Here is a 260-nt window from a genome sequence, read left to right on the forward strand (position 1 = left end):
GAGGGTAATAGTTGTAATGAGATGGTGAAGAAGGAGGTGGATAGAGGATGAAAGATGAAGGGAAAGAGGATGAGGAGGAAGGGGATAATGTGGTAAGGGAAGGGGATATTGATGGAGAGTTGGGGGTGTTGAGAGAAGATTGTTTTGGAGATGGGGTTGAGGAGGAGGATGAGCGTGATGGTGTTGAAGATGGGATTGGGAAAGAGAAGAGTTGGCGTAGGGGGTGTTCGGATCACGATGGGTAGTCGACTTAAAAAAGA

1 protein-coding gene is annotated in these 260 nt (G+C 47.3%); it reads left to right on the top strand.

The genetic code is table 11. From position 1 onward, the window contains the following. The first annotated feature begins 47 nt into the window (after positions 1 to 47). Positions 48 to 245 (top strand): hypothetical protein, encoded by a 198-nt coding sequence (locus FS628_RS30700; protein WP_145326693.1) that lies wholly within the window; start codon positions 48 to 50, stop codon positions 243 to 245. Positions 246 to 260: the final 15 nt, after the last annotated feature.

Origin of the sequence: Paenibacillus xylanexedens (assembly GCF_007676705.1) — a bacterium.
Classification (GTDB): domain Bacteria; phylum Bacillota; class Bacilli; order Paenibacillales; family Paenibacillaceae; genus Paenibacillus; species Paenibacillus xylanexedens_C.